General features: G+C 37.6%; 13 protein-coding genes and 1 tRNA gene. 9 read left to right on the top strand and 5 right to left on the bottom strand.

What is annotated here, in order from left to right; all coding sequences use genetic code 11:
* Positions 1-2: 2 nt before the first annotated feature.
* Positions 3-3,482, bottom strand: coding sequence for a PPi-type phosphoenolpyruvate carboxykinase family protein (locus ACRD62_RS14935; RefSeq protein ID WP_430820911.1), 3,480 nt, complete (start codon positions 3,480-3,482; stop codon positions 3-5).
* 251 nt (positions 3,483-3,733) lie between these two features.
* Positions 3,734-5,911 carry a DNA helicase RecQ gene (recQ, locus tag ACRD62_RS14930; RefSeq protein ID WP_430820910.1) on the bottom strand — a complete coding sequence of 726 codons (2,178 nt, stop codon included), beginning with the start codon at positions 5,909-5,911 and terminating at the stop codon, positions 3,734-3,736.
* A gap of 458 nt (positions 5,912-6,369) precedes the next feature.
* On the opposite strand from recQ, the gene tatC reads away from it, so the two are divergent.
* The 9 genes from tatC to ACRD62_RS14885 all read left to right on the top strand — a co-directional run bounded on the left by tatC (position 6,370) and on the right by ACRD62_RS14885 (position 18,173).
* Entirely contained in the window at positions 6,370-7,188 is an 819-nt protein-coding gene (gene tatC, locus ACRD62_RS14925) for a twin-arginine translocase subunit TatC (RefSeq protein ID WP_430820909.1), read from the top strand.
* A gap of 6 nt (positions 7,189-7,194) precedes the next feature.
* Positions 7,195-7,947: an LPS export ABC transporter ATP-binding protein gene (lptB, locus tag ACRD62_RS14920; RefSeq protein ID WP_430820908.1), complete on the top strand. Its 753-nt coding sequence runs from the start codon at positions 7,195-7,197 to the stop codon at positions 7,945-7,947.
* Positions 7,948-8,016: 69 nt separating this feature from the next.
* A tRNA-Leu gene (locus tag ACRD62_RS14915) sits at positions 8,017-8,098 on the top strand.
* A gap of 143 nt (positions 8,099-8,241) precedes the next feature.
* Positions 8,242-9,600, top strand: a complete 1,359-nt coding sequence (gene tig / locus ACRD62_RS14910) for a trigger factor (protein ID WP_430820907.1) — start codon at positions 8,242-8,244, stop codon at positions 9,598-9,600.
* Between the two features lie 66 nt (positions 9,601-9,666).
* Positions 9,667-10,344 carry an ATP-dependent Clp endopeptidase proteolytic subunit ClpP gene (gene clpP, locus ACRD62_RS14905; protein ID WP_321406866.1) on the top strand — a complete coding sequence of 226 codons (678 nt, stop codon included), beginning with the start codon at positions 9,667-9,669 and terminating at the stop codon, positions 10,342-10,344.
* A 73-nt stretch (positions 10,345-10,417) separates the two neighbouring features.
* A complete protein-coding gene (clpX, locus tag ACRD62_RS14900) occupies positions 10,418-11,632 on the top strand; it encodes an ATP-dependent Clp protease ATP-binding subunit ClpX (protein WP_430820906.1) in 1,215 nt (404 codons plus the stop codon).
* A gap of 137 nt (positions 11,633-11,769) precedes the next feature.
* The gene (locus ACRD62_RS14895; RefSeq protein WP_430820905.1) at positions 11,770-14,796 is read left to right on the top strand and encodes a TolB family protein; all 3,027 of its coding nucleotides are present in this window, start codon (positions 11,770-11,772) and stop codon (positions 14,794-14,796) included.
* 267 nt (positions 14,797-15,063) lie between these two features.
* On the top strand, positions 15,064-17,301 hold the full coding sequence (locus ACRD62_RS14890) for a sodium-translocating pyrophosphatase (protein ID WP_430820904.1): 2,238 nt from the start codon (positions 15,064-15,066) through the stop codon (positions 17,299-17,301).
* A 194-nt stretch (positions 17,302-17,495) separates the two neighbouring features.
* The gene (locus ACRD62_RS14885; RefSeq protein WP_430820903.1) at positions 17,496-18,173 is read left to right on the top strand and encodes a Crp/Fnr family transcriptional regulator; all 678 of its coding nucleotides are present in this window, start codon (positions 17,496-17,498) and stop codon (positions 18,171-18,173) included.
* Between the two features lies 1 nt (position 18,174).
* Here ACRD62_RS14885 and ACRD62_RS14880 read toward each other — a convergent pair whose 3' ends face one another.
* The 3 genes from ACRD62_RS14880 to pgi all read right to left on the bottom strand — a co-directional run bounded on the left by ACRD62_RS14880 (position 18,175) and on the right by pgi (position 21,420).
* A complete protein-coding gene (locus ACRD62_RS14880) occupies positions 18,175-18,855 on the bottom strand; it encodes a hypothetical protein (RefSeq protein WP_430820902.1) in 681 nt (226 codons plus the stop codon).
* Between the two features lie 83 nt (positions 18,856-18,938).
* Positions 18,939-19,676, bottom strand: a complete 738-nt coding sequence (locus tag ACRD62_RS14875) for a hypothetical protein (protein ID WP_430820900.1) — start codon at positions 19,674-19,676, stop codon at positions 18,939-18,941.
* A gap of 94 nt (positions 19,677-19,770) precedes the next feature.
* On the bottom strand, positions 19,771-21,420 hold the full coding sequence (pgi, locus tag ACRD62_RS14870) for a glucose-6-phosphate isomerase (protein WP_430820899.1): 1,650 nt from the start codon (positions 21,418-21,420) through the stop codon (positions 19,771-19,773).
* Positions 21,421-21,741: the final 321 nt, after the last annotated feature.

Genomic DNA, 21,741 nt, shown 5'->3' with positions numbered 1-21,741 from the left:
AATTATTTCGTATACAAAATATCAGCTCCAATAGTTCCTTCCAATTCTGAAAGGTAAGCATCAGATGATGCATGTGCCAATAATTCTTTTGCACGTTTCAAACGGGTTTCAATATCCATTTCGTCTATGATTGCACTGTTATCCGGATTAGCTTTGAAAGCTTCAAGATAAGCAATCTGATCAGCATGGAACTTCACATCCTTCTCTTGTTTGTGCTTCAAACGAGCTTTATACCAATCACTATTGATTACATAATCACGTTCGAAATACTTTCTCAATTCAGGATCACTGATATCTTTTCCTTCATATTCGCCATAAGCCATAATGTGAAGCAAAATCTTCAACGGAGGAATGGCTCCATCAACACTTCCATCTTCAAAATAACTTAGAGCAACCTTCTTCTGAGCCTCAACAATATTATTGATACCATCCACAAAATCTTCCATATTTTGCTTCTCTGGTTTCAACATATGCTCGTTAAATACAGCCAGAGGTTCATCGAACAAACGGTTCATACAACGGAAAGCAAAGTTTTTGGTAATACGGTAACCTAAACGGCTTGCGTATACTTTCTCGCCATTGTATTCGAAATCTTCCAGTTTCTCAAGACATTTATTTTCAATCAGTGTCTTAGGATCTCTGTCTTCCGGTACCAAACGTGCCCAGATTTCAGGAATCAGGATACTGATGTCATGGTCAAATCTGTTTTCGCCACCCACATAACCTGCTGCAGAGCTGAAGCCCTGATATTCGGTAAGAATATAAGAAAGCAATGCATTATTAAGGTCAGATGTTGGAACCAACATGTTAAACGGACCTTTTGTCAATGCACCTTCTGATCCAGCTCCTGTAGTTGAAGGAGATTTACCTGTTAAGCTACAGATGAAATCCATAAACAACTCAGGAAGCTCCTGGTAGTGAATTGGATTGTAAACAGCCAAAGGTCTGATTCCTGCTGCACGATCAGCCGGATTGTTTCGTCTACCCGGAAGCACAGCATTTACAGGATAAATAACCGGATCTTCGTTCTTGATCTTGCGATGCATACGAATTCCTATTTCAGCCATATAGCTATCCAATGTTTCCTCAGTATAGATATTCCTTTGCAGGTAACGAGGATTTTTTGTTGGCTCACCATCTACAATACGAGGATGTGAAGGAACCACAAAATAACCATCTTTCCCAGACTCAACTACCTCTTTAATCAGATCTTTAACAGGCTGAGTATATTGCTCAAAACTAATCGCATCCTCTAATAAGTCTTTCGCATCCTCATAAGTTAAAGGTTCATAATTGGTTAGAAACGTGTTGGCCTGAACAATATCTGCTTCAGCTTCAACATCATAACCTCTGTGAATTGCCTCATCAGGACGTTGGAAAAGATGAGCCTCACAGTTGGCTACCATTTTCAAACTCTTGTTTGAATACTCCGGATTCAAATCTTTCAGACTCTTTGATGGCAATGTAATTGAGGCAGAGATATCATCTTCCATCTGTATCTTGTGACTAGGCACAAAGTCAGATCTCAATTTATGTAATAACCAGTTTCCTTCCTGATCAAATCCAATACGAACATAGCTGGCTAATACATTATTATGCTTGTACAATAAAGTTGTTCCTTTACGGCCATTGATAAACTCTACTGACATATAATCTTTCCAGTTTCCTTGCTCACGATCATTACGGTACAATCTCTTAAGAAACAGTACCAATGAACGAATGTGATCAGGAATCTCTGTCAACCATTTATTGTATTCATCATTATATTGATCTGATGGAGTTAACAATTTAACAGCAGAACCCAATGTACGCTTAGGGCTTAATAATGGACGAGACGGACTGGCATCAGGTCTGATATCCTTCCAACGGGTCGAATAATCATAGTCGATAACCATGTCGGCCAATTTAAAATCTTCTTCCAAATCAACGATATTGTAGGTACCATATTTAATGGCATTCTGCATTGATTTAGAGATTTCTGATTTACCACCACCTGATACAGTACATGGTTTATGACAGAACATACCTTCAGGAGCAGTATTGATAATTCTCCACAAAGGTTGAGCCGGATGTTTTGCTAATTGAAATTTGTTTCCTGAAGGATGGATATAAAATTTATCCGGTGACAATTTCAACTTTTGCTCTTTTCCGTTATATTCCCAACTTACTTTATTGGCATTAATATCAATATCAGCATTTTCAGGTATGTAGATAATATCCTGATATTTTTTATCAATCGCATAGTTCATTTCGGTGTTAACCTCAATGCGATCGCCTAATAATGCTTTTGCCTCTTCGAATGTATAAGTCCGGCCTAATTTGGATGAGAATAATTCTCCATAAACACTTTCACCCATGATCCCACGAGGAAAAGCAATGGCACCACCCGCATGCTCTTCTTCTACCAAACCATAAATATTGGCAGAATAACCAATCTGGGTTTTAATTTCCTTTTTAGAATATCCGTAGTAGTTATCTGCAATAAGCGTTACAACAACTCCACGTTCATCACGACAAGTTACTTTAAAAGCACCTCCTTCGTTATATAATTCATCGGCATCTTTCCAACACATTCCATCTTTACGCTGTCTTTCTGTAGCGTCATCGTAGTGTGGAAGACCCATATCTTTTTTCTTCAGCTTCGTTAACTGAGGTGCAAGAATGATACATCCTGTAGTACCTGTCCAGTGTTCAATATCTAAAGCTGAGTCATTTTCTGCTAAGTTGTGGTCACCTGCGTTTCCGAAGATATTTTCAACAAAATCAAGATTACTCACCAAACTACCAGGAGCGAAAAAGCGTACTTCCATACTTTTTTCGCTGATTACACCTTTAACTTCGGGGCACACAACCGGACGAAGCAAAAGAGAAACCATTATTTTGGCTTTGTCTTCCTGCATTGCTGTAAAAGGCAGGACATTCATCTCCTCTGAAGGATTCATAGCTGCATGCAACATGTGTGCAAAAGCTATTTTTGGCACTTCTTTTTTATCAAGTGGAACAGGCAATCCTCCTTCTACAATATGAAAAGTACCTTTTGTGGTTCTTTTATCATTGAACGGATTATTTAAGATACCTTGTTTTACACGGTATGATTTAACCAATTCACTTTCAAAACTATTTTTGTTAGGAGGTAAACTCACCTCGCGAGCCAAACCTTTTTGGTTTAATACAAATGTTTTGTTTGGTAGTCGGAATGAATTATCAAACTCGACATCTGCCAGATAAGAATCAAGAAAATTCTGAATGCGTGTATCAACAGGGGAAAGGTGGTCTGATAACAAACGTGATTTTTCTCTAAAACTGTTGATAAGCCCTTCAGTAAGTGATAGAAACTTGGCGTTGGAGAATTTTGTTTTAGCGTCAGATTCGTCGTAAAACAAGGGCTGCCCCAACGATGCTAACTGAAGGTTGATGTATTGTATCATGTCCTTCCTATCCTTCTTGCTGGGTTTTTGCTTTAAAAGCACATCATCTTTCATAATTGGTACACGATTTAAGTTATGAATGAGCTGCAAATTTAAATAAATATTGCAGCTTTTAATAACAAATTGTTAGAATTGCTTTGTTAATAATTCTAAATTATTGCACAGACTCAAAGAGTATTTACATAATCACACGGATAGATTTGGATTAATATGCTTTGTGACTATGCGTTATGTATGATTTCAAATTATTAGGAAAATTCGCACCGCAAATTCATCCTAATAATTTTATGAAGCATTCAAATATATTAATTTCCAACTTCAGAAATAAATTTTATTCGCACTAATCGAATATTCTCTTCCGAATATGCGTCTTCACCTAATTCCTCAAGAGCCGCATCTATTTCATCTGTTTCAGCCTCTTCTTTAAAGTAGTAAAATATATCATCGCTAATGTCTTCGTCCATTACCTGATCAATGTAGTAATCGATATTGACACGGGTTCCTGAATAAACAATTGATTCTAATTCCTTAATTAATTCATCCATCTCCATACCCTTTGACGAGGCAATTTCGTCAAGTGGCATTTGGCGGTCGATACTTTGAATAATGCTAATCTTCATTTTCGATTTGTTAGCAACCGATTTTACCACCATATCCATTGGACGATCAATTTCGTTTTCATCAACATGGTCGGCAATCAGTTTTACAAAGTCTTTACCAAATCGATTAGCCTTACCGGTTCCTACACCCGGAATATTCTGTAATTCTTCAATACTTACCGGATAATAGGTCGACATTGCTTCCAATGAAGGATCCTGAAAGATGACAAAAGGAGGAAGATTCAATTTCTTTGAGATCTTTTTTCTCAAATCCTTCAGCATTGAGAACAACGCATCATCAACGGCTGCTGTTCCACCTGTATTGGTTTCTTCTTCAATGGTATCAAAATCATGATCTTTTGTCATCATGATTGATTCCGGACTTTTCAGAAACTCATGACCTTTTTTACTCACATGTAACAGACCGTAAGTCTCGATATCTTTTATGATAAAACCACGCACCAACGATTGTCGAATAACAGCATTCCAGTGCTTGTCATCAAATTCATCACCAGAACCAAACAAAGAATGTTCGTTGTGTTTATATGATTTTACGGCTGTATTATTATTTCCAATCAGTATATTAATAATATGATCTGATTTAAAGCGTTCTTTAAATTCAACAATGGTATTCAGAACTTTTACAACACTGTCTTTAGCCTCAAACTCCTCTTTAGGATTGACACAATTATCACAGGTCTCACAGTTTTCTTCGTGATACTTCTCACCAAAATAATGAAGGAGTGTTTTTCGACGACAGATAGATGATTCGGCATAAGAAACTGTTTCGAGCAATAACTGTTTACCAATTTCCTGCTCTGCCAGTGGTTTTCCCTGCATAAATTTCTCCAGCTTCTGAATATCCTTATAGCTGTAAAATGCAATACACCTTCCTTCACCTCCATCACGTCCGGCACGACCTGTTTCCTGGTAATAACCTTCCAGACTTTTAGGAATATCATAGTGCATCACAATCCGTACATCGGGTTTGTCGATACCCATTCCAAAAGCAATAGTCGCAACTATTACATCCGTTTCCTCCATCAAAAACATATCCTGATTCTTAGCCCTGGTTGAAGCATCCATTCCGGCATGATACGCAAGCGCTTTTATACCATTAACAACTAATGTCTCAGCCAGTTCTTCCACCTTCTTCCTGCTTAAACAATAGATAATGGCCGACTTTCCAACATTATTCTTCAGAATCTTAATAATTTCTTTTGATGGATGAAGTTTAGGTCTCACCTCATAATACAGATTGGGTCTGTTAAAGGATGATTTGAAAACCATCGCATCAAGCATACCCAGGTTTTTCTGAATATCATTCTGCACCTTAGGTGTTGCAGTAGCTGTCAGAGCCATAAGTGGCGAGTTGCCTATTTCACTTATAATTGGACGAATACGTCTATATTCAGGTCGGAAATCATGACCCCATTCTGAGATACAATGGGCTTCATCAACCGCATAGAACGAAATATCAATCTGCTTCAGAAACTCAATATTTTCTTCTTTTGTCAATGATTCGGGAGCTACATATAACAACTTGGTTTTGCCCTGAAGAATATCTTCTTTAACCTGATTTATTGCAGTTTTGGTAAGTGACGAATTTAAAAAGTGTGCAATACCGTTATCTTCACTGAAGTTTCTCATTGCATCAACCTGATTCTTCATCAAAGCAATCAATGGCGATATAATAATTGCCGTTCCGGGTAGAATGAGTGCCGGAAGTTGGTAACACAGAGATTTACCTCCTCCTGTTGGCATCAAAACAAATGTATCATTTCCCTTTAATACATTGTTAATGACGTCCTCTTGATTCCCTTTAAAGGTATCAAACCCAAAATGCTTTTTTAACTGAGCATTTAGATCAACCTGCTTTGCCATAACAATTTTTAAATTTCTTTCCGGCGGTAGTTCCCGCCCGAAATGTTTTCCTCAATTCAAGACTTTAAACAAAAATAACTTTTAAAGATTTAAAATCCGTGTTTTTATCAACCCTGAAATCTTAATCTATCTTAAATAATTGTTCAACCTATTAGAAAGATAATGAAACAGTTTTGTCAATATCAATTCGAAGGTATGTTTTGTTTAATGTCTTTAGTTTAGAAGCCAGTTTACCAATTGCACTATTAATCAATTAATAATTAGCTAAATAAAATCTTATAAATTGAAGTTATGCATAATCTTTCTCAATAACAAGAAGTTTGCAAAACAGATTGTGAATATTATCTTCGCAATGCGCATGATTATAGTAATCCTGACTAATTCGTTTAAGTATTTTTAACAATTTGAATAACTAAATTTGTCGGCGCTGAATCAATAAAAATTCAATCTTAAAAGAGATGAGCAATAATTCTTCCGGTGAAATGTCGTTTCTGGACCATTTGGAGGTGCTTCGTTGGCATCTGGTAAGGGCTTTTGCTGGTGTTTTCATTTTCGCTGTGCTGGCCTTTATATTCAAAGGCTTTGTGTTTGACACCGTTATATTAGCCCCATCCGATCCTGATTTCTTTACTAACAGGCTTTTGTGTTGGTTATCCACCGAATTGGATATGCCATTACTTTGCATCAACCAGGAACCGCTAAGTTTTCAGAATATCAAAATGTCAGGTCAGTTTACAACTCACATCTGGGTTTCTTTTGTTGCCGGTATTGTTGTAGCCTTTCCTTATGTATTTTGGGAATTCTGGCGTTTTATTAAGCCTGCATTGTATTCTAAAGAAGTTAAGCATTCAAGAGGAGCAATTTTCTTTACTTCAATCCTTTTCACTGTTGGAATATTATTCGCTTACTATATAATATGTCCTCTGTCGGTTCATTTTCTGGGAACCTACCAAGTAAGTGAAAAAGTTGAGAACATTGTTAATCTGGGTTCATATATAGGTACCATTACATCAATCGTATTGGCCGGAGGTATTATTTTTGAATTACCCATCTTCATATATTTCCTTGCTAAAGTAGGAATTGTAAGCTCTGAGTTTTTGCGAAAATACAGGAAACACTCAATTGTACTGGCTTTGATCTTAGCTGCCGTGATAACTCCTCCGGATGTGATCAGTCAATTGTTAGTATGTATTCCTTTGATTATATTGTACGAGTCAGGGATTGTGATAGCCCGAAGAATTGAAGCCAAGCGAGCAAAACAAATGGCAAATAATTAATGCAACATGGAAGAGAAATTAAAGCTTCATACCGATAACCTCATTAAGAAATATAAGAACCGAACTGTAGTAAAGGGAGTTTCGGTTAGTTTGGAACAGGGCGAGATTGTTGGATTGCTTGGCCCTAACGGTGCGGGTAAAACAACTACCTTCTATATGACTGTAGGTCTTATTAAACCAAATAGTGGTAAGATCTACCTGAATGATGAAGAAATAACTAACGATGCTGTTTTCAGAAGAGCACAAAAAGGCATTGGCTATCTGGCACAGGAGGCCAGTGTATTTCGTAAGCTAAGTGTTGAGGATAATATCAGATCGGTATTGGAAATGACCAATTACAGTAAGCAATATCAGAAAGAACGAATGGAAGAATTGCTTGAGGAATTCTCATTAACCCACATCAGAAAAAGTCAGGGCATTCAGTTATCAGGAGGAGAGCGCCGTAGAACAGAGATTGCCCGTGCATTGGCCATTAACCCCAAATTTATCTTGCTCGACGAACCTTTTGCAGGTGTCGATCCAATTGCGGTGAGAGATATCCAGGAAATTGTTGCAAAACTTAAATTTAAAAACATTGGAATCCTTATCACAGACCATAATGTTCATGAAACTTTAGCGATTTGCGACAGGGCCTATTTATTATTCGAAGGTAAAATTTTAAAAGCCGGAACAGCGGAAGACCTTGCCTTAGACGAAGATGTGAAACGTCTGTACCTTGGTGATGACTTTGAGCTGAAGCGTCGCGACTTTGCCAAGTAGATTTTTTTTGAAAAAAATATTTTGCGGTAATAAAAAAGCTATTATCTTTGCACCGCGAAACACGAAAATGCGGATGTGGCGTAATTGGTAGCCGCGCTAGACTTAGGATCTAGTGCCGAGAGGCGTGGGGGTTCGAGTCCCTTCATCCGCACAGAATACCGCCTCATAGATCGAGTCAAATCGACGATGAGGCGGTTTTTTTTAGTTAAAACAAATTGTAATTTTTAATATTTCTTTCCCTCGGATACAAATTCGCTTTTATAGAAGAGGTGAGTTCACTTTAAATCAAAGCAGATGAACATTTCAAAGGAAAACATTGATGCATTAAACGCGGTTATTAAACTAACTGTTGAGAAAGAGGACTATGCAAAAAAGGTGGACGATGTCTTGAAAGATTATCGTAAGCGCGTGAATATGCCTGGTTTCCGTCCGGGTAAGGTACCTGCCGGAGTGGTAAAAAAAATGTATGGTAAAGCTGTTATTGCTGATGAGGTTAACAAACTTGTATCAGAAAGCATTCACCAATACATTGTTGAAAACAACTTAGATTTGTTGGGCGAACCACTTCCATCTGAATCACAAGAGTTAATTGACTTTGATACTGCTGACAGCTTCGAGTTTGCATTTGATGTAGCCATTGCTCCAGAGGTGGAAGTGAAATTAACCAAGCGTGAAAAATTACCACTATATAGCATTGAGATAACTGACGAGATGCTTGCTACCCAAGTTGATTCTATCGCAGGTCGTTTCGGTACAACTGAAAAAGTTGATGAAGTAACCGAGAAATCAATGGTGAAAGGTAGCTTTGCTGAATTAAACGAAAATGGTGAAGTAGTTGAAGAAGGCATAACTAAAGAAAATGCTGTTATCTCACTACAAATCATCAAAGACGATGCAGAAAAAGCAAAATTAGTTGGAGCTAAAGCAGGTGATGTAATCACTTTCAATCCTAAAAAAGCTTTCCCTAACGAAACTGAGATTACTTACATGTTAGGAATTGAAAAGGAAGCTGCTGAGACATTGACAAGTGATTTTCAATTTACCATTACAGAAGTAACAGAGTTTAAACAACCTGAAATGAATCAGGAATTGTTTGACAAAGCTTTCGGTGAAGGTGAAGTAAAAACAGAAGAAGAATTCAAAGAAAAAGTTAAAAGTGACTTTGCTAATATGTTGGCTATGGAAACTGATTATCGTTTCACTGTTGATGCCAAAGAAAAATTAATGAGTAAAGTTGACGTTGAGTTTCCTGAAGCATTTTTAAAGAGATGGTTGTTAGCTACTAATCGTGAAAACGAGCAGTTGGATGAGCAAACTTTGGAGAATGAAATGCCTCGTTTCTTAGAGGATCTGAAATGGCAGTTGATCCGTAATTCAATTATTAAAGCTAATGAAATTAAAATTGAAGAAGCTGACGTAGTTGAATACGCAAAAAAATCAGCTCGTATTCAGTTTATGCAGTATGGTTTGAACAATGTGCCTGATGAGCACCTAGAGAACTATGCTAAAGAAATGATTCAGAAAGAAGAACAACGTCGTCAAATGGCTGAAGGAGCTATCAATGACAAGGTGATGGACTTCATCAAAGAGTCAGTTAAAATCGAAGATAAAGAAATCTCAAGAGAAGATTTTAATAAATTATTCGAAAAATAATAGAACAGACATGCCGATCGGGCTGTTTAATTACTAATTTAGCATATCAAATAAAAATTTTTGAAGATGATTGATCCAAAAGATTTTAAAAAATACGCTACAAAGCATTTAGGTATAAACAGCCTGGTTCTTGACCAATATACTTCAATTACAAATAGTTACATTTCACCAACTATTATTGAAGAGCGTCAGTTAAATGTGGCCAGCATGGACGTTTTCTCACGTTTGATGATGGACCGCATTATTTTTCTTGGCTTACCTATTGATGATTATGTGGCCAATGTTATTCAGGCACAGTTACTGTATTTAGAGTCAGCTGATCCTTCAAAGGACATCTCTATCTATTTTAACACACCTGGAGGTTCGGTACATGCCGGTTTAGGTATTTACGATACCATGCAATATATCTCATCAGATGTAGCTACCATTTGTACAGGTATGGCAGCATCAATGGGAGCTGTATTATTGACAGCAGGAACCAAGGGGAAACGCTCTGCACTGAAGCATTCACGAGTAATGATTCATCAGCCAATGGGAGGTGCACAAGGACAGGCTTCGGATATTGAAATTACTGCAAGAGAAATTTTAAAGCTGAAGAAAGAATTGTATACCATTATCGCCGATCACTCGGGTAATACCTACAAAAAGGTTGAAAAAGATTCTGACCGTGATTATTGGATGACAGCTGAGGAAGCGAAAGAATACGGAATGATTGATGAAGTATTGGTTCGTAATCCTAAGTAAATATTGACTTAAAATATAGCGATGCAGAATCAGCCTTTGAGGTTGACTCTGCATTCGTGTTTAAAACAACTGTATGGATAAGTGTTCTTTTTGTGGTAGAGAAAGAAAAGATACAAACCTGTTAATTGCTGGAGTTTCAGGACATATTTGTGATAATTGTATCGAACAGGCTCATTCAATTCTGGATGAAGAGTTCAAGAAGAAAAACTCATTTAACGTTGATGAGATCACTCTTCTCAAACCGCTTGAAATAAAAAAATTTCTTGATCAGTATGTGATCGGACAGGATGAAGCGAAGAAGTATCTTTCCGTTGCAGTATACAATCACTACAAGCGTTTGATGCAAAAAAACACCAACGATGAGGTAGAGATTGAAAAATCTAATATCATTCTGGTTGGTGAAACAGGAACTGGTAAGACTTTACTTGCCCGCACTATTGCCCGTATGTTGCATGTTCCGTTCACCATTGTTGATGCAACTGTACTTACTGAGGCCGGTTATGTTGGGGAAGATATTGAAAGTATCTTAACTCGTTTATTGCAGGCAGCCGATTACAATGTGGAAGCAGCGGAAAAAGGTATTGTATTTATTGATGAGATCGACAAAATTGCCCGTAAAAGCGATAATCCATCAATCACACGCGATGTATCCGGAGAAGGTGTGCAACAAGGTCTTTTAAAATTACTGGAAGGTTCAATTGTTAATGTTCCACCTCAAGGCGGTCGTAAGCATCCTGAACAAAAAATGATTCCGGTTGATACTAAAAACATTCTGTTTGTATGTGGTGGTGCCTTTGATGGTATTACCCGCAAAATAGGACAGCGCTTAAATACAAAGGTGGTTGGATATACAGCCAGTAAATCAAACGAGAAGATTGATAAAGATAACCTGCTGCAATACATCGCTCCACAGGATTTGAAGTCATTTGGTTTGATTCCTGAGATTATTGGTCGTTTACCTGTATTAACTTATCTGCAACCTTTAAACCGTGATATTCTAAGACGTATTCTTACCGAACCTAAAAATTCGATAATCAAACAGTACGAGAAGCTGTTTGAAATTGATAAGATTAAGTTGGTATTTTCAGATGAAGTTCTGGACTATATCGTTGACAAGGCAGTAGAATTTAAATTAGGTGCACGAGGATTACGCTCCATTTGCGAAACGATCATGATTGATTCAATGTTTAATGCACCTTCAGGCAAAGACAAAGAGCTAATCATTAACCTCGACTATGCTAAAAAGAAAATAGAACGTGCCAACATTGCCCGTCTTAAGGCAAGTTAGAAAGTTCAAAAATAATAATACAGAGCGGCCAATGGCCGCTTTTTTTGTTTCTATTAATCTTAAAATCAAAAAATTCTGCATCATTCATCTTAAATAGTCGTATATTATTAATTCTTCTGACGACTAAAAATAGGTGAATGAAAAGATTGCTTATCATATCATCCATGCTTTTGGTATTCATGATAAATGGATATGCACAATATTTTGGTCAAAATAAGCCAGCCTATAAAGAGTTAAACTACCAACTCTTTAAAACACCTCATTTTGAATTATACCATTACTTCAAAAATCCTGAATTAGTTAAGGACTTAGGTGAACTGGCAGAGAAATGGTATTACTATCATCAGCAGGTTTTAATCGACACTTTTTATACAAGAAACCCAATTATCCTGTATTCCAATCATGCCGATTTTCAGCAAACCACAGCAATTGGCAGTCGCATTGACGTAGGCACCGGAGGTGTAACCGAAGGAATGAAAAATAGGGTGGTATTACCTGTAACCTATAGCCAGCATCAGACCGATCATGTAATGGGGCATGAACTGGTACATGCTTTTCAGTATCACATGCTGGAAGTTGACCCGGAGATAAGTCTGATGTCCATTGGCAATATCCCCTTGTGGATGGTGGAAGGAATGGCTGAATACCTCTCAATAGGTAGTGTTAACAGCCAAACAAACTTATGGATGCGCGATGCATTGATAAATAATCATTTCCCTTCATTAAAAGAAATGACCTACGATTATCGTTACTCACCATACCGCTTCGGTCATTCATTCTGGGCATTTATTTCTTATAAATTCGGAGAACAATATGTACCCCGATTATTCAAAGCCACTGCCAGAGAAGGTTACGAAAAAGCAATAGGTGACGTTTTGATGCTTTCAACCGATTCACTATCGGTGTTGTGGAAGAAAACAATAAAGGATCATTTAATAAATGCTTCAATTGATTCAACCTTTACCATCATTGGAGAACGAATATTATCCAAAAAAAACAGCGGACGTTACAATCTGAATCCTGCAGTGAGTCCTGATGGCAAACACATCGTGTTTTTATCGGAGAGAGATCTGTATGCCATCGATTTATTTTTGGCCAATGCAAATACCGGCGATGTTGAGTCGCGTTTATATACAGCCACCAGTCATGATGAGATTGATGCACTTAATTATCTTGAAACATCGGGAAGCTGGTCGCCAGATAGTCGGTATTTTGCATTTATAGCATTTGCAAAAGGTAAAGCCACCTGTATGGTTTTTGACACAAAGAAAAAGCAAATTATCAATGAAATAAGTTTCGAAGAGGTGGATGATATTAACTGGCCGGCATGGTCGCCCGATGGTGATGAGATTGCCTTTGCAGGCTTGAAAGAGGCTCAATCAGACATATACATCTTTCATCTTAAATCGAAAGAATTACGCAATTTGACTAATAACAAATTTGCCTGCATGCAACCTTCGTGGTCGAAAAACGGACAACATATTTATTATAGCACCGATGAGCCTTCGGAGAAACACATACCCAATTCAAGGGGATTTTTCAATATTGCCTATACAGACAAGGAAGGCAAGCATAAGGTTTTTAACACTTTTGAAGGAGCAAAAAACCTGAATCCTGTTGAGTTAGGGTCTCCTGATGAAGTATTCTTTTTATCCGATTTTGACGGTCGGCGAAATTTGTACCTTCTGAATACAACCAATAATCAAATATTCAGAATTACCGAATATCCAACAGGTATCATTGGTATGACAGAATACTCTCCCGCTCTTGCCGTATCAGGACAATGTTTATATTATACCATGCTTTGGGACGGTGAGTTTTCTATTTATAAAACCAACACAAAGTTTATCAACCGAAATAAAAAAGAGGTTCAAGAGAAACAGATGAATCTGGCCTCCTCACGCCTGGTTCCTTTCTCTCCCATCCCATCGCAGGTGGAAACCAACTTATACTTTAATCGCCAACCTTATACCCTTTCTGTTGATAGCTTCTTTAATGATCAGATAAAGAGAAAATTTAAACTCGATTACCTTGGCAATATCCAGGGAGGAGTTATGGCAGGAAGGTTTGGCGCCGGAATGGCCGGCAGTATGGAAGCACTGTTTAGTGATATTTTGGGACAGAACATGCTTTACACGGCAATAAGCATTAATGGTGAGGTATATGACTTTGGCGGACAGGTTGCCTATATCAATCAGCAAAAAAGGATAAAGGTTGGTACCAGTTTATCACATATTCCATACCGATATGGCAGTTTTACTTATGATATTATTGAAAACGAAGACGGATCAACCAGTAAAAGCCTTAGTTATCTCTTCAGACGCACTTTTGAGGATAAAGTATCTGTTTTCACCTTTATTCCCATCAATAAAACACGACGGTTTGAGTTAGGAGCTTCATATGCTCTTTATAATTATCGAATAGAGAAATTTAAAAACCTGAGTTCATACAACCAGTTTTATGCTTCTGAGAAAGAAAAAATGCCAGCCCCATCGGGATTTGGAACTGCTATCCTTGATTTTGCCTTTGTAATTGACAATGCAAAAATGGGATTGGCTTCACCCGTTGAAGGAAAGCGGTTACGAATACAGGCAGAACATTATCTGCATCATATGAAGATGCAAACATTATTAGTTGATTATAGAAAATATTTTTTTATCAAACCTTACAGTCTGGCTTTCAGAATATACCACTACGGAAGATACGGAAACGATTCTGACAGCGATCGGATGACTGAATTATTTCTGGGTTCACCGTGGTATGTGAGAGGTTATGATACCGGCGAGTTCTATGGCAACGAAACAGAAGATGGAAACACCATCAGTTTAAACCAACTCATTGGTACCCGACTGCTCGTATCTAATGTTGAGTGGCGTGTTCCCTTTACCGGACCACGAGAACTGGCTATGATCTCTTCCGGTATTTTATTTAGCGAGTTGGCATTATTTATCGATGCAGGTGTGAGTTGGAACCAGGAAAGTCACCCTGTTTTAAGCTTAACTACTCATTCTGTCAGTGAAAGAATCCCTGTTTTCAGCAGTGGACTGGCATATCGGATAAATCTTTTCGGAGCAATGGTTATTGAACCTTATTACGCATTTCCTTACCATCAGGGAGAGTTCAAACCAGGCCAGTTTGGACTGAATATTCTGGCCGGATGGTAATTTATACAGGTAATAAATAATGCTTCACCACTCGGAATTCTTATCAAATTTGTTATCTTGGTAGTGTGGGACAGATGCTTAAGGGACAGGAGATGTGATTCGCTAAACGATCCTTATGAAACTTCTTAACTACTCAGTTTCTTTGTCAGATCTACTTTTTATCACAGTTAAAGAAAACCATTTCTTTCGTGTGATAACGGTTCTTCATCGTCGTTTAGTAAACGAAATTTGGCTAAATCATTTACTAACTAAAATACCAAGTTTATTATGAGTTCAATTTTTTGGTTGATTCCAGTATCATCGCTGATAGCTTTGATTTTTGCCTGGATATTCTTCAAATCAATGATGAAAGAGTCCGAGGGTACCGATAAAATGAAAGAAATTGCACAACATGTGCGTGACGGAGCGATGGCGTACCTTTCGAGCCAATACAAGGTGGTTGGAAAAGTTTTTATTGTATTGGTAGTTCTTTTAGGTGTGTTGGCATACATGGGTGTGCAAAATCCGTTTGTACCCATTGCCTTTTTAACAGGAGGTTTCTTCTCAGGTTTATGTGGTTATCTGGGCATGAAAACTGCCACTTACGCTTCTGCCCGTGCTGCTCACGGTGCATCCAACTCTCTTAACAGAGGATTAAAAGTTGCATTCCGAAGTGGTGCTGTAATGGGAATGGTAGTTGTAGGTTTTGGATTATTAGATATTGCATTATGGTTTTATTTCCTGAACGAGATTGTGTTTACCCCTGATCATCTTGTGAATGGATTCAGTTTTCTGGGATTAGACTTCGTTCATGCCGGCACAACGGAACATCATAAAATGGTGGAAATTACTGCCACCATGCTGACATTTGGAATGGGTGCTTCTACTCAGGCATTATTTGCACGTGTTGGTGGAGGTATTTACACAAAAGCTGCCGACGTTGGTGCCGATCTTGTAGGTAAAGTAGAAGCCGGAATACCTGAAGATGATCCTCGTAACCCTGCAACCATTGCTGATAATGTTGGCGATAACGTGGGTGATGTGGCTGGTATGGGTGCCGACTTATATGAATCGTATTGTGGTTCGATATTAGCAACTGCTGCTCTGGGAGCAGCACTACCTGGTTTAACAGGTGATTTACAGTTAAAAGCGGTGATGGCTCCTATGATTGTAGCTGCCATAGGTATTCTTCTATCTATCGTTGGGGTTTTTATGGTACGTACCAAAGAATCGGCAACTCAGAAGAATCTATTGAACGCCCTATTGATTGGTACAGGAGGAAGTTCTGTGCTTATTCTGATTGCAATAGCCATTTTGGCATATATGGACTGGATTACCTGGGGTATTTTCGGATCTGTAATTGCTGGTTTGGCAGCAGGTGTTATCATTGGTCAGGGAACAGAATATTACACTTCTGATGAGTACAAACCAACACAAGGTATTGCCGGACAGGCTGTACAAGGCCATGCTACTACCATTATCGATGGTATTGCTGTAGGTATGTTCAGTACCTGGATTCCGGTTGTTACCATCGTGGCTGGTATTATTGCTGCATTTGGCTTTGCAGGTGGTTTTACTAATTTCTCAGAAGGTGTTTATGGTATTGGTTTTGCTGCTGTTGGTATGTTATCAACATTAGGAATCACATTGGCAACCGATGCTTTTGGCCCGATTGCTGATAATGCGGGTGGTAACGCTGAAATGTCACATCTTCCAAAAGAGGTTCGTGAACGTACCGACGCATTGGATATGTTAGGTAATACTACTGCTGCAACGGGTAAAGGTTTTGCCATCGGTTCTGCAGCTCTTACTGCCATGGCTCTTTTAGCAGCTTATATGGAAGAAATCAGATTATGGCTTGGTAAAGTGCCGGAAAAAGGACAAGCTTTTTTGGAAGCAACAGGCTTAACATCTTATGCAGATGCCAACATTAAAGATTTTGTTTCATTCTACGATCTTTCATTATTCAATCCAATGTTGCTGGGTGGTTTATTCCTGGGAGCTATGATGGCATTTGTTTTTTGTGCAATGACCATGAAAGCTGTTGGACGTGCAGCTGGCTCAATGGTTGAAGAAGTTCGTCGTCAGTTCAAAGAAATTGTTGGAATCATGGATGGAACAGGTACTCCAGAATATGCCAAGTGTGTTGCTATTTCAACCAAAGGAGCACAACGTGAAATGATTGTACCTTCGTTACTGGCCATCATCGTTCCTATTTTGGTAGGACTTGTTTTGGGTGTTGCCGGTGTTGTAGGTTTATTGGCCGGAGGATTAACAGCCGGATTTACATTGGCTGTAATGTTAAACAATGCCGGTGGAGCATGGGATAATGCTAAAAAATACATCGAAAAAGGACATCATGGCGGCAAAGGAAGTGAGGCTCACAAAGCTGGTGTAACCGGCGATACAGTGGGAGATCCATTTAAAGATACTTCTGGACCTTCTTTAAATATTTTAATTAAATTAATGACAATGGTATCGGTTGTGATGGCCGGTTTAACTGTTGCTTACTCAATTTTTGGATAGAATCGTTAATCATTACAATATGGAATCCCGTCGAAGTTCGGCGGGATTTTTATTTAGGTTAAAATAATCTATCGTCTAAAATAAGTAGTTCAATTGTTCTTAGAATTGAGAATAACCTTTCAATTAACTTAAAATCATTCATCATCAACTAAATCTTTCCTTTATTTTTGTAGACTTAATAAAGTAGCAATAATATGGAGCTGGGAAAAAGCATAGAAGAAACTACAGAGTGTTTTAAATTTCTTTCTGATGAAGAATTAAAACTTTTACAGGACAAAAAAGCCCGTATTACCTACCTGAAAGGTGAAAATGTAATGAAACAAGGAGCATTCGCAACTCATGTTTTATTTGTTGTGGATGGATTGGTTCGTGTTTATTTGCAAACGACAGGAACCAAACAGATCAACCTACAGCTTAAAAAACAGGGCGACTTCATGGCATTCTCAGCTGTTTTTGGTGATGAAGTATACCCCTACTCAGCTGTAGCTTTAAAAGATTCAATCATTTGTATGGTCGATAAGGAAGCGTTAAAAGAATTGCTTGTTTCCAATCCTGAATTTGGTTTAAAAATTACCTCACGTAACTATGAAATTGAGAATCGCTATCTTGAAATCATAAGCAATATTTCATACAAGCAAATGCGCGGTAAATTAGCATCAACCCTTATTTACTTATCGAAATTTGAGGCTGAAGGGGTTAATGTTTTTGAACACATGTCGCGACAGGATATTGCTGATTTTGCCTCAATCACCAGTGAAAGTGCCATTAAATTTTTGAAAGAATTTGAAAAGGATAATATTATTCAGCTTGATGGCCGCCAGATTTCGATCCTTAAAATGGATTCATTAAAGATGATCAGTAAGAACTCCTGATCTAAAATCTATCGTACGGATTACGTGTTCGTGGAGTGATCATGTAAGGGGTCATGGGTGATGACCAGCTATTATAGAAACCATACAAATTTCGTCCAATGCCAAATTCAGCTTCTACCCTGAAACCATTGGAGAATTTATATCCTACAAATGCCGATGTAGCAATACTGTTTAAATCAGGGATTGACTGACCTGATAAGTTTTGCTCAAATATCTGGATATTCCCCATTACAGAACTTCCTACATAAAGCTTTTCGTTAATATTGTATGAACCTTGCGCATAAAGCCCGATATGAGTTGCTGTTCCATCAAAAGATGCAACATAACCCGGGGCAATCCAGACCGGCATATCATGAAAAGTACTTCTGCTTAACACAGGTGCAATATTAAATTGCCATTTCTCATTGGGTACATACCAAAATTGCGGAGCAACATACAGGTTTGTTCCAAATCCACCATTAAAATCTGTTGAAACACTGGTACCAACTTCAACACCCATGTGAAATGGATTCGGCAAAGTGTCCATTGATTGATTATGTCCGAGTACAAATCGGTTATAAAGTAAAGAGTCTATTGAAGAAAACTTAGTTGAATCGGAGGTAATCGCAATCATAGATGTTTCCTGTGCTTTGGAAACAAATCCAACTAATAATGCAAAAAGGAATAATTGTAATCTCAACATACTTTTACCTTTTAATAAAATCAAAGATATTACAAAAATTATACCGAATCATGGAAATAATGGCATATGAAACTTTGTTTAATTTAATCCTTTTGACCTTCAAAATTCAAATGTGCACTAATTCTGATAGCTATTTTGTTAATAGTATTCCATTCTGATTGTTTCATAAATATATCCCAAGGTGGATACAATGGCTTTAAACTAGCCTGACTACTCTTAATGGCTATGTCAAATTCTACAAGTTGGTCTTGTTCCTCTTTGGTAAAAAACATAGAAATATTTTCCCACTGAGAAAATAAATCTTCCCACTGAACAAAAAGCTCCTCAGTAATATTGAAATCCGGATTCTCTTTCTGATAGTTTAATTGCTCATCCTTGTTTGACCAAAGCTCAACAATTCCAATTAAACTTTTTCTGGTTAATTCTCCATAATCACTCTCCTCAATTTCTTCTCCTTTTTCAATCTTTATAAATGGCACATACTCTTCTTTAGGCTTTTTATTTTTTAGTGGTCTCTTTTTAATCTTTACCTGATAGAAATAATATGGGGCATAAAATGTATTTAGAAAAAACAGAAGTAAAATGGCGTGAGAATATCTATCAAATTTGTACCAGAACCAAAAACAATATAAGACAAAATAGAAAATGAAGATTGCCATTACAGAATGTATAACAGGAAACCAACCCTTCTCAAAAAAGCTTTCTATAATCAAGCCTTTTGCCACTAAAACAACAGAAACAGGAAATCCTATCATTATCAAAGGAACATATATAATGTGAATCCAGAATGAAACAAAAGCCAATCTTTCAAATGTTTTCATCAGAATGAAAATAAGGTTAGTACAACAGACATTAAAAATAAATAAAAAGGCCACTCCAACGAGCAGCCTTTTAAAAATATCATTAATGAATAAATTACTTCATTGCTTTGTATGCATTAATCAATCCATTGGTTGAAGCATCGTGTGAAGTAACAACCTGATCATTAACTAGCTCAGGTAAAATTGCATTTGCTAATTGTTTACCCAATTCTACACCCCATTGATCGAAACTGTAAATATTCCAGATGATACCCTGTACAAAAATTTTGTGTTCGTACATGGCTATCAATGCACCTAAAGTGCGTGGATCCAACTGTTGCATTAGAATTGAGTTGGTTGGAATGTTACCAAGGAATACTTTATATGGTAATAAAGCAGCAACTTCTTTGTCAGATTTTCCGGCAGCTTTTAATTCAGCTGTAACCTGCTCCTCAGTTTTACCAACCATCATTGCTTCGGTTTGAGCAAAGAAGTTAGCCAACAACTTTGGATGATGATCACTTAATGGGTTATGAGACTTTGCAGTTGCCATAAAATCACAAGGAATCAGTTTTGTTCCCTGGTGAATCAACTGATAGAACGCATGCTGACCATTAGTTCCAGGTTCACCCCAAAGAATAGGACCTGTTTGATAAGTAACTTTTTCACCGTTGCGATCAACGTATTTACCGTTACTTTCCATGTTGCCTTGTTGGAAATAAGCAGAGAACCGGTGCATATACTGATCGTAAGGTAAGATAGCTTCAGTTTCAGCTCCATAGAAGTTATTGTACCAAACTCCAATCATAGCCAAAATAACCGGAAGGTTTTTGTCGAAAGATGCAGTACTGAAGTGTTGATCCATTGCATGAGCTCCTTCTAATAAAGCCTGGTAATTATCGAAACCGATACCACAAGCAATGCTTAATCCGATAGCCGACCATAACGAATATCGACCGCCTACCCAATCCCAGAATTCGAACATATTAGCAGTGTCGATACCGAAAGCAGAAACAGCCTTGGCATTAGTTGATAAAGCCACGAAATGTTTTGCAACGGCAGCTTCATCTTTAGCTGCTTCTAGGAACCATGATTTAGCTGAGTTGGCATTGGTCATTGTTTCCTGTGTTGTAAATGTTTTAGAAGCAATGATGAAAAGCGTTGTTTCAGGATTCACTTTTTTCAATGCTTCAGCAATATGAGTACCATCAACATTGGATACAAAATGAAGGTTGATGTTTTCCTTTTTGAAAGGCTTTAAGGCCTCAGTAACCATTAAAGGACCCAAATCGGAACCACCAATACCAATGTTCACAATATCAGTAATAGCTTTTCCACTGTAACCTTTCCACTCACCTGAGATAAGCTTCTCAGAAAAAGCTTTCATCTGATCTAAAACAGCGTTTACCTTTGGCATCACATCTTCGCCGTCCACCATAATAGGTGTATTGCTTCTATTACGTAAAGCCACATGTAATACAGCACGATCTTCGGTTACATTAATTTTGTCTCCACCAAATTCAGCATCGATAGCACTTTTTAAACCACATTCTTCGGCCAGTTGAATCAAAAGACTCAAAACCTTATCATCAATACGGTTTTTTGAAAAGTCAAGCAAAATATCTTCAAAACGCAATGAGTATTTGTCGAAACGTTGACCATCTGCAGCAAACAAATCTTTCATCTGAGTGTCTTTGAACTCAGCATAATACTCTTCAAGCGCTTTCCACGCTTTAGTAGTAGTTGGATTAATACTTGGTAACATGTTTATAATTTTTGTTCTTGGTTTTACGGAGTAATATTTGGGTCGCGTTTGTCTTAACAGTTCCGTTAAATAAAATGCAAATATAGAAATCACAAGCGAGAATGAGAATTCAAATGAGTATCAAATCGTTGAAATAAGGAATAAAAATACTACCAGCAAAAATTTTGTTAAATCAATACAGATTATTCTAAACTCAAATCTTTTTATCCCTTTGTATAAATATTATTAACCTGAGTTCGATATAAGAGAATTCTTAAAACAGAGCTAATTGCCCATAAGTTGGCTCTGTTTCATATTTAATTGAAGGTTTTTTCGGTAAGA

The organism is Carboxylicivirga caseinilyticus, from assembly GCF_050589785.1.
Taxonomy (GTDB): domain Bacteria; phylum Bacteroidota; class Bacteroidia; order Bacteroidales; family Marinilabiliaceae; genus Carboxylicivirga; species Carboxylicivirga caseinilyticus.
Note: the sequence above shows the minus strand (reverse complement) of the source record. Positions and strands in the feature narration are given on the sequence as shown.